Source organism: Proteus sp. FME41 (assembly GCF_014897315.1).
Taxonomy (GTDB): Bacteria; Pseudomonadota; Gammaproteobacteria; order Enterobacterales; family Enterobacteriaceae; genus Proteus.
In genome coordinates, this window is sequence record NZ_JABUYL010000013.1 from 130,006 (window position 1) to 139,153 (window position 9,148).

Annotated in this window: 6 protein-coding genes and 1 pseudogene; all 7 read left to right on the forward strand. The window is 36.5% G+C overall.

Annotation, left to right across the window (positions count from 1 at the left end):
• Positions 1 to 164 precede the first annotated feature (164 nt).
• On the forward strand, positions 165 to 2,555 hold the full coding sequence (locus tag INT04_RS13270; protein ID WP_193016586.1) for a DMSO/selenate family reductase complex A subunit: 2,391 nt from the start codon (positions 165 to 167) through the stop codon (positions 2,553 to 2,555).
• Positions 2,552 to 3,181, forward strand: coding sequence for a DMSO/selenate family reductase complex B subunit (locus tag INT04_RS13275; RefSeq protein ID WP_193016587.1), 630 nt, complete (start codon positions 2,552 to 2,554; stop codon positions 3,179 to 3,181). The genes INT04_RS13270 and INT04_RS13275 overlap by 4 nt, the downstream gene beginning before the upstream one ends.
• Positions 3,178 to 4,050, forward strand: coding sequence for a dimethyl sulfoxide reductase anchor subunit family protein (locus INT04_RS13280; protein ID WP_193016588.1), 873 nt, complete (start codon positions 3,178 to 3,180; stop codon positions 4,048 to 4,050). The genes INT04_RS13275 and INT04_RS13280 overlap by 4 nt, the downstream gene beginning before the upstream one ends.
• A gap of 14 nt (positions 4,051 to 4,064) precedes the next feature.
• On the forward strand, positions 4,065 to 4,949 hold the full coding sequence (locus INT04_RS13285) for a 4Fe-4S binding protein (RefSeq protein WP_193016589.1): 885 nt from the start codon (positions 4,065 to 4,067) through the stop codon (positions 4,947 to 4,949).
• Positions 4,950 to 5,081: 132 nt separating this feature from the next.
• On the forward strand, positions 5,082 to 6,104 hold the full coding sequence (locus tag INT04_RS13290; protein ID WP_193016590.1) for an NAD(P)H-quinone oxidoreductase: 1,023 nt from the start codon (positions 5,082 to 5,084) through the stop codon (positions 6,102 to 6,104).
• A 513-nt stretch (positions 6,105 to 6,617) separates the two neighbouring features.
• A complete protein-coding gene (locus INT04_RS13295; protein WP_193016591.1) occupies positions 6,618 to 8,453 on the forward strand; it encodes a pyridoxal-dependent decarboxylase in 1,836 nt (611 codons plus the stop codon).
• A gap of 418 nt (positions 8,454 to 8,871) precedes the next feature.
• Positions 8,872 to 9,148, forward strand: a pseudogene (locus tag INT04_RS13300) (PadR family transcriptional regulator); the annotation flags it as partial.

The window sequence follows — 9,148 nt, forward strand, 5'->3', positions numbered from 1 at the left end:
TTGAATTAGCTTTTCCTTATAAAAAGTGGGGGATCTGCAAAGAAGTGCTAAAAATTGAAACATTCTATTACCTATTGAGTGATATTGATGTACATCAATGAGGGTTTACCGCTATATCTTATCATTTTTACTGATGAAAGTGGTTATGTGAGAATGATAAGTCAATGAAAAAAATAGAAAAAAGTGAAGAAAACAAAGGGATGATGTCTTTAAGTCGTCGCCACTTTGTTCAAACCAGTGCCGCATTAGTCACCGTGCCTTTTTTCGCACGAAATGCACACGCAAATGCTGATAAAAGTTTACCCATTGTAAAAGTAGATGGGGAACCTGCTACTGTTGTGACCACGTGTAGTACATTTGACTGTGGTGGGAAGTGTGATATTCGTGCCCATATAAAAGAAGGTATTGTCACTCGTATTACCACAAGACCTGATAATGAATTAGATGAAGCGATGCCTATTATGAGGGCTTGTGTACGTGGCAGAGGCTATCGTAAATTTTCGTATCATGCAGACAGACTGAAATACCCGATGAAAAGGGTAGGCAAACGTGGTGAAGGTAAGTTTGAACGCATTTCATGGGACGAGGCGACAACGCTTATTGCAGAAAATGTGACTCGTTTAACTGAAAAACATGGTGCAGCAAGTCGTTTCTTAACCGTGAGTACCGCCGTAACTGGGGGGATCTTCTCTGGTGATACCATGATGAAGAAACTCTTTAATTTAACCGGAGGTTATCTTCCTTATTATCATTCAGTTAGTTTGGGTAATACTGTAAAGGTGACACCTTATACTTATGGTATTGCTAAAACGGGTAGCTCACTTGATACTCTTGAAGATACACCACTAGTTATTTTATGGGGTCATAACCCTAATGAGACCATCTTTGGACACACAAACCATTATTTTCAAAAAATGAAAAATAAGGGTACTAAGTTTATTGTGGTCGATCCTCGTTATTCTGATACTGCGCAATCTTTAGCTGATCAATGGATACCTCTCTTACCAACGACAGATAATGCCTTAATGGATGCAATGATGTATGTCATTGTTACTGAAAATCTTCATGATAAAGCTTTTATTGATAAGTATGTCGTGGGTTTTGATGAAGATCACATGCCTGAAGGTGTTCCTGCTAATGAATCTTTGGTTGCTTATTTAACGGGTAAAAAAGATGGCATAGAAAAAACCCCTGAATGGGCAGAAAAAATCACACGTGTACCCGCTAATACTATTCGTCAGTTAGCACGCGAATATGCAATGACTAAACCTGCTGCTCTAATTCAAGGTTGGGGACCTCAACGCCATATTTGTGGTGAACGGAGTGCGCGAGGATCATCATTATTGGCTGCAATCACGGGTAATGTGGGTAAAAAAGGCGCTTGGGCTGCGGGTTACGGTGGTATTGGTAATCGTCAATCTATGCGTGGACCTAATATTGGTAATAATCCAGTTAAAGCTAAGATTTCGATAATGAACTGGATGCAAGCTGTTGAAGATGCAAGTAAAGTTCGTGTTGAGGATGGGCTTGTTGATGCGGATAAACTTGATTCAAATATCAAGATGATCTTCTCTTTAGCGGGTAATTATTTAGTTAATCAAAACCCAGATGTGAATGCAGCCGCTAAATTACTAGAAGATGATTCAAAAGTAGAATTTATTGTTGTCAGCGATCTCTATTTATCACCTTCGGCAAAATATGCTGATTTAGTTTTACCTGAAACCAGTTTCTTAGAACGATGGAATATTGGTGACACATGGGGAACAGGTAATTATTTCTTACTTTCTGAAAAAGTGGTTGAACCTGCATTTGAACGACGTTCTGATTATGAATGGATAACAGAAGTTGCTGAAAAAATGGGTGTAAAAGAGGCTTTTACTGAAGGTCGTAGTGAAAAAGAGTGGATTGCTCACCTTGTTGATACTAATAAAGAGCGATTTAAAGACAGACCTGATTTTCCTAATTTTAATGAATTGCTCAAAACACGTCGTTACCTTTTCAAAGATGCTCCTTTTGTTGCTTTTGAGAAAAATATTAACGACCTTGAAAATAACCCATTCCCAACACCATCTGGCAAAATTGAGATATTCTCAAAACGTCTTTATGACATGAATAATCCTGATATTCCGGCACTATCTCATTATGTTCCTGCTATTGAAGGTCCAGAAGATAAATTAACGGAGACCTTCCCATTACAGATGTTGACATGGAAAGGAAAAAATAGAGCAAACTCAACACAGTACGCCAATCCATGGTTGCAGGAAGCGCAACGTCAAGAAGTATGGATAAACCCAATTGATGCTGAAAATAGAGGTATTAAAAACGGTGATATGGTGCGTGTTTATAATGATCGTGGAATAACTCAAATTCCTGCATTAGTAACACAACGCATTATTCCTGGTGTTGTTGGTTTACAAGCTGGGGCGTGGTGGACACCAGATGAAAAAGGAGTTGATCATGGCGGATGCCCTAATGTTTTAACATCGACACGAATGACGCCATTAGCACATGGTAACTCGCATTTAACTGTTCTCGTTGAGGTAGCCAAAGCATGAGTGACTTTAAAGAATATGCGGCAGTGAGCGATGAACAGCTCGGTTTCTTTATTGATTCCTCTCGTTGTTCTGGCTGTAAAGCATGCCAAGTAGCATGTAAAGATAAAAATAATTTAGAAGTTGGTCGTCGTTTTCGTCGTATTTATGAAGTAAAAGGCGGTGGCTTTGCGCCAACAGGGCAAGGTGGCTTAGTTAATAATGTTTTTGCTTATACATTAACTATTTCTTGCAACCACTGTGATTCTCCTGTTTGTGTACAGAATTGCCCAACAACTGCAATGCATAAACGTGAAGGTGATGGCATTGTTCGCGTAGATACCAGTAAATGTGTCGGTTGTGGTTATTGTGCTTGGTCGTGCCCTTATGGTGCACCGCAAATGAATGAAGACACAGGACAAATGTCAAAATGTGATTTTTGTATCGATTTATTATCAGAAGGCAAAAATCCAATTTGTGTAGATACATGCCCGTTAAATGCAATTAAGTTTGGAAAAATTAAAGATTTAAGAGCGAAATATGGACATTTAAGCCAAGTTCAAGGGTTACCTGATTTTACGATGACAAATCCGAATTTAGTTATCAAACCCCATACTGGTGCGATAAAGAAAGGAGGAGTTCAATCATGAATGAATGGCCATTAGTTGCTTTTACCTTATTTGTACAAAGTTCGGTTGGTGTGACGCTCTTCAGCGCACTCTATTTTTGCTGGTTAGAAAAAGAAATTGGTAACCAAAGAGCAACTATTGCAATACGTCCAGTAGTATTGACGGGTGCTATTTTAGGTTGTTTGGGGTTATTAGCTTCGACGTTACACATGGGATATCCATGGAATGCCTTTCATGCATTACGCCGTATTTCATCATCATGGTTGAGTCGTGAAATCATATTTGCTGCAGTTTATCTTGGGGCATTATGCCTCTATACCTTATTGGTATTGATAAAAGGGCATATGAACAAAACCATTTTGGCTATTATTGGTTTACTGGGTCTCATTGATATATTTTGTATGGCTTCACTTTATTACAACACGTCAATGCTGACATGGATGCATGCTAATACATACGCTATGTTTATGGGGGCTGTATTGTCAGCGGGTGCTGCGATAGCATTACTGATAACAGCATTACGAGTGAAAGCGTTTGTTAATGGTGAATTAGCAAAAAAAATGGTAATTAGTGCCCTAGTGGTGATTTTTCTTGCGGTTACTCTCCGTATGGCTATCCAGCCTTTCTATTTAGAATGGATGGCAGAGATCATATCAACAAATGATGCAATAACGTTCCCTCATACGCCAATCATTGCGTATAATGAAACATTCGGATTAAGAATATCTGCATGGGTGATGTCAATCCTTGGTATTTTAATGATGGGATACAGTGTATGGAATTACCGTAACGCTGTATTTACGTCAGGATTGCGTATGGTGTTAGCAAGCAGCGCAATAATATTGATTGCAGAAATTCTTAATCGTTTTGCATTCTTTATTGTTAAGTAGTGGAGTTGTGATGTATGAGGCGTTTTATTAAGGTGGATCTTCCTCCTGAACCTATTATTAATGATAAATGTGTTAGAAAACGCCTCAAACAAAGCCTATGTGATAGTTGCTCTAAAGTTTGCCCTGTGGGCGCTATCACTTTTGGGCACTTAGCTGTGGAAATAGACAATGAACGCTGTTTTCAATGTGGTAATTGTCTATTTACCTGCCCTGTTGACGCGATAGAAAATATCGCGCCTCATGAAAGAACATATCAAGACAATTATCTCGTCGTTAATCATGATGAACCATTAGCAAGTACAGAAGAGCTTTTAGTCTGGCACAGACAATATCAAATAAGAGGTATGAAAATTGCACAACCTCTTGTCGATAAATGGCTTCCTATTTTAGCAAGCCTAAATATTCAATTAAAAATCTTACAAGAACCTATTTGGCAATTAATTATTACCGAACCGACAGATATTGATAGTGGTCGCCGCTTTATGCTGTTTCGTCAAAAATTAGATGAAACGCCACTTAATAAAAATCAGGTTAAAACAGGATTGAATGCAAGAAAACAGCTTTATCCTGAAGATAGTTGGTTTCAAATTCAGTTAGATAAAGACAGCTGTATTCTTTGTTCTGCTTGCGCCAAAGTGTGTGATGAAGGTGCGATAGAACTCGAAAATAATATATTTATGCTCGATGAAAAACGCTGTACAGGTTGTATGAATTGCGAAGTCGTTTGTTTTCCTAAATCTATTTATGTTAGTGAACAAATCGCTAAAAATAGTGAACCTACCCATTATCATTATTATGATGCACATTGTGAAAAATGCCGCTTAGCTTTCTTATCATGGGAACCAGAAGCAACCTTGTGCCCGATTTGCATACAACATCAGAAGCAAGGTTGGCTATAATCCCCTTTAAAGATACTCATGTTATTTATTGGTTAATAGGCAAATACGCTGACTAAAATAGAGCGTGTTATGTTGAAAATGATTTTATTATCATGAAATTCCGATAGTGGCTAAATAGAATGGGAGAGCACAATGAAAACGACAGTTTTACCTGCCGATATGGTAGAGATTACCATTACAGAACCGGGAGGTATTGAAAAGCTACAACCTCAAAGGTCATCAATACCTTCGCTTCCCCCTCATTATCTATTAATTAAAGTCGCTGCTGCAGGTGTCAATCGTCCCGATATCTTTCAAAGACAAGGGAGTTACCCGCCACCAGCAGATGCTTCACCAATCCCTGGTCTTGAAGTGGCTGGAGAAGTTGTCGCATTAGGCGAAAACTGTACTCAGTGGCAATTAGGTGACAGAGTTTGCGCTTTAGTTGCAGGAGGGGGATATGCGCAATATTGTATTGCTCATGAAGATATCGTATTACCATCAATAAATTTAACGGATATTGAAGCTGCTGCATTACCCGAAAATTTGTTTACGGTATGGGCTAATTTATTTCAGTTAGGAAAACTAAAGCAAGGTGAATCTGTTCTTATTCACGGGGGAACATCGGGAATTGGTTCTACCGCTATTATGCTTGCTCATACTATAGGTGCAACGGTTTATACCACGGTAGGCTCTGATGAAAAAGCCACCGTTGCGCGTAATCTTGGCGCTGATTATGTTATCAATTATAAATCAACCGATTTTGCTAAAGAAATTCCTATGTTAACGAAAGGCAAAGGTGTTGATGTCGTGCTTGATATTATTGGTGGCGATTACATAGAAAAAAACTATCAAGTTGCGAGTAAATTTGGTCGTATTATACAAGTCGGTATGATGAAAGGGATGCCGAAAAATTTAAATATGATGCCAATGATGATTAAGCGGTTAGTTCATACCGGTTCAACAATGCGCTCCCGTTCAGTGGAAGAAAAAGCGCAAATTGCGCAAGAATTAAAACAACAAGTGTGGCCATGGATTGTTGAAGGAAAAATCAAACCGATAATTAATACCGTTTTTCCATTAATTGAAGTGGGCAAGGCTCACCAGTTAATGGAATCTGGTGATCTCATTGGTAAAGTGATGCTTGAAACATCGTCTTATAACATAAACAGGTAAAAGAAAGTGTAATATAAATTATTTAGTATAAAACAATTATATTATTTCTTTCTTTAGACACGAATATTCTGAAAAACACATGATGATTCAATCATGTGTTTTTTTATATATTGAAGTAAAAATTAATGAGTATTTAATTAAGATCTTTTTTTTTGAGTCGTGAATTTAATATCCATCCTTTTTAATGGACATTGGGCGATAGAAATATTCACTCATTCTAAATAGGGCGGGTTTAAATATTGGCCTCGGTAAAAGTATTACTATATTAGTAGAAATATAACTTAAATCAAAATTGATAATAAGATAAAGAAACTAATAAATAAAACTAAATCATTTATCATTAAAGTGTAAAAACGTTAGATGGAATTGAAAAAATCTTAACTGATATCAATAAAATAAAGAAGATTCTTACTCATCATGTAGTATATCATTTGAATAGAGATTAATTATTTACGATTTATAAACACAATTTTCATTAAAACAAATAACAAAAATTTATATATAGGTGCGATGATGGCAAATCACAAACAAACCTGTCTGAGTGCTACAGAGCGTGTATACCATATCCAAACCGTTGATACTCTTGCATGTTATCATCGAGAGATGGCAAAAATATTAATGAATAGTGAATATTCTTTTCCTAAAGCAAATAAGGTAAAAATAAACAGTAGTGACAATATAGACGTTAAAATAATAAGTAATACTATTGAAAAAAAAGCAGTAGATAATGCTTATGACTGTATTTTAGAGACTTTAAAACAGCAAAATAATTATAATCAATCAGATATTGAACCTTATTTCTCTCATCACCATTCCCAAGTGATGCAATTGGCTAAATTTGGCTACTTATCTGCTTTGGCCTATAACTCTGATAATGTTTTTAACCACCATTCACCTCTACAAAAACAACAAGAAAAAAAAATAACAGACGATCTCTGTAAGTTAATTGGTTTCTTGCCTGAGAATGCCTTTGGTCATATCACAACAAGCCATATTCTTGCTTGCTACGAAATATTGTGGGCACTGAGAAATTTAAAAACATTACCCATGGCGATAGCTCGCCATCCTAAATCTCGGGATTTAGTGGCAGATAAAAAAGCATTTGAGTTATTCAACATGTCTGTCACTGATATTCTAACCGTAAGTGAGCAACTCAATGAACGTGGTATTTTTGATGATGTCAGCTATTTAACTTGTCGTGGAACAGGAATGACCAAAACAATGCATTTAGGAAAATTGCTTGTACCTGTTTCTCGTTTTGAATTTTGGAAGAAAGCAATGGATATTCTTGGGTTAGGATATGACAACCTTATTGCATTGCCTATCGATGGAAACTTTAAAACTGATACTGAAAAAACGCGTAATATCGTTTTACGTTTAATTGAACAGGGTGAACCTATTCTTGGTGTCATTGGTATGTTAGGGTCACCATCTTATGGTTGTATTGATAAGCTAAAACCTCTTTTTGAATTACGAAAAGAGTGTGAGGAAAAATACAATAATTCTTTTTATATTCATATTGATGCGTCACAATTTGGATATATAAGAAGTTTGTTTCTTGACGATAATGACGAACTTATTCCTTATGAAATATTGTGTGAAAAACTAAAAACAGAAGCCTCGTTACTTGAGTTAACGCGAGAAGTGTATGATAGCATCGCGCTACTTCCCCTTGCAGATTCGGTTTCTTTTGAGCCTTTTCAAGCAGGTTTTTCGCCTTATCCTACCGGAGTAGTCTGTATTAAAGATGCGAGAATGAGTCGTTTTTTAACAAATCCACCCAAGTTATGCCCAGAGCAAGCTGATTTGGTGGCTGAAATTGATGGTATTCAATCTGCCCCAGCAGTCGCTTCAATGTGGAGTGTACATCAATTATATCCTTTTACTTTATCAGGGTATGGAAAGTATGTACGAATCCAATGGGAGACACGAATTAAACTTGAACAATTTTTTAATCAAGCTCCCGCATTTGAGGTAGAGGGTGAGTATTACTCTATTCACATTTTATCTGCATCAGACTTTAATAAATTGAATTTTGCGATTGTAAGAAAAGGAAATAAGTGCTTAAAAACACAAAATGACCTCAATAAATTGATACATGAAAACTTAGTTATAAAAAGTCATTACAGGCAAGATTTAAGTTTATTAACGCTTTGTGCTCGCAATAGTGATGATATTCCAGCTCAGTTTTGCAACGAATGCCATTTAGATAAAAATGAATGGGAAACAATCAAACATTTAACTTTATTGCAATTGACTATAAAAAGTACAGAAGAATGGTATGAGGAGCAAATTGAAGCAGGGTATCAATATATTAAAACAGTAGTGTTATCTGCGTTAAATAGATAATGATCTAAAGATTAGTATCGATATGATAAGCGAAAGAGTGGGGTAAGATCTTACTCTCTTCGCTTTTTTTTGTGCCATTTTTTAAGTTCATTGAGATAAAGGTGACATTGTCACGTAATGGCTTTATAAATATAGCTATAGTCTATTTTCTACATGTACTAGAGATTAATAATGATTGTTTTTATCCAGCTTGACTCTTTTTTATTTTCATTGATAGCACACAAAAGCAAGCTGGATAATGAGAATCATTCATAATAACACTCGTTTTGAAAATTTTTAATCATAAATAAATCAACTTGTTAATAAAAAAATCAATTCAGATATGTATTTAGATATATCTAAAACTTGATCATTTAGATATATCGGATTATTATGCACTACATAAATTCGATATATCTAAAACAATGAGGGAATATTTATGATGATTCGAGCATTAAACTCACTTTATCAACAGCGTGCTGAAAATGGCGAACAGGGTAGTCATGGACATGGTCACGGAAAAGGGCGTTGTGGCGGTAAAGGTAAACATAGCCAACACCAAGAACATCATGGTGAGCATTGTTGTCACGGTGAACATGGTCACGGACACGAAGGACATGGTGAATGCTGTCACGGTGAACATGGTCACGGACACGAAGGACATGGTGAATGCTGTCACGGTGAACATGGTCATGGACACGAAGGACACGGTGAAT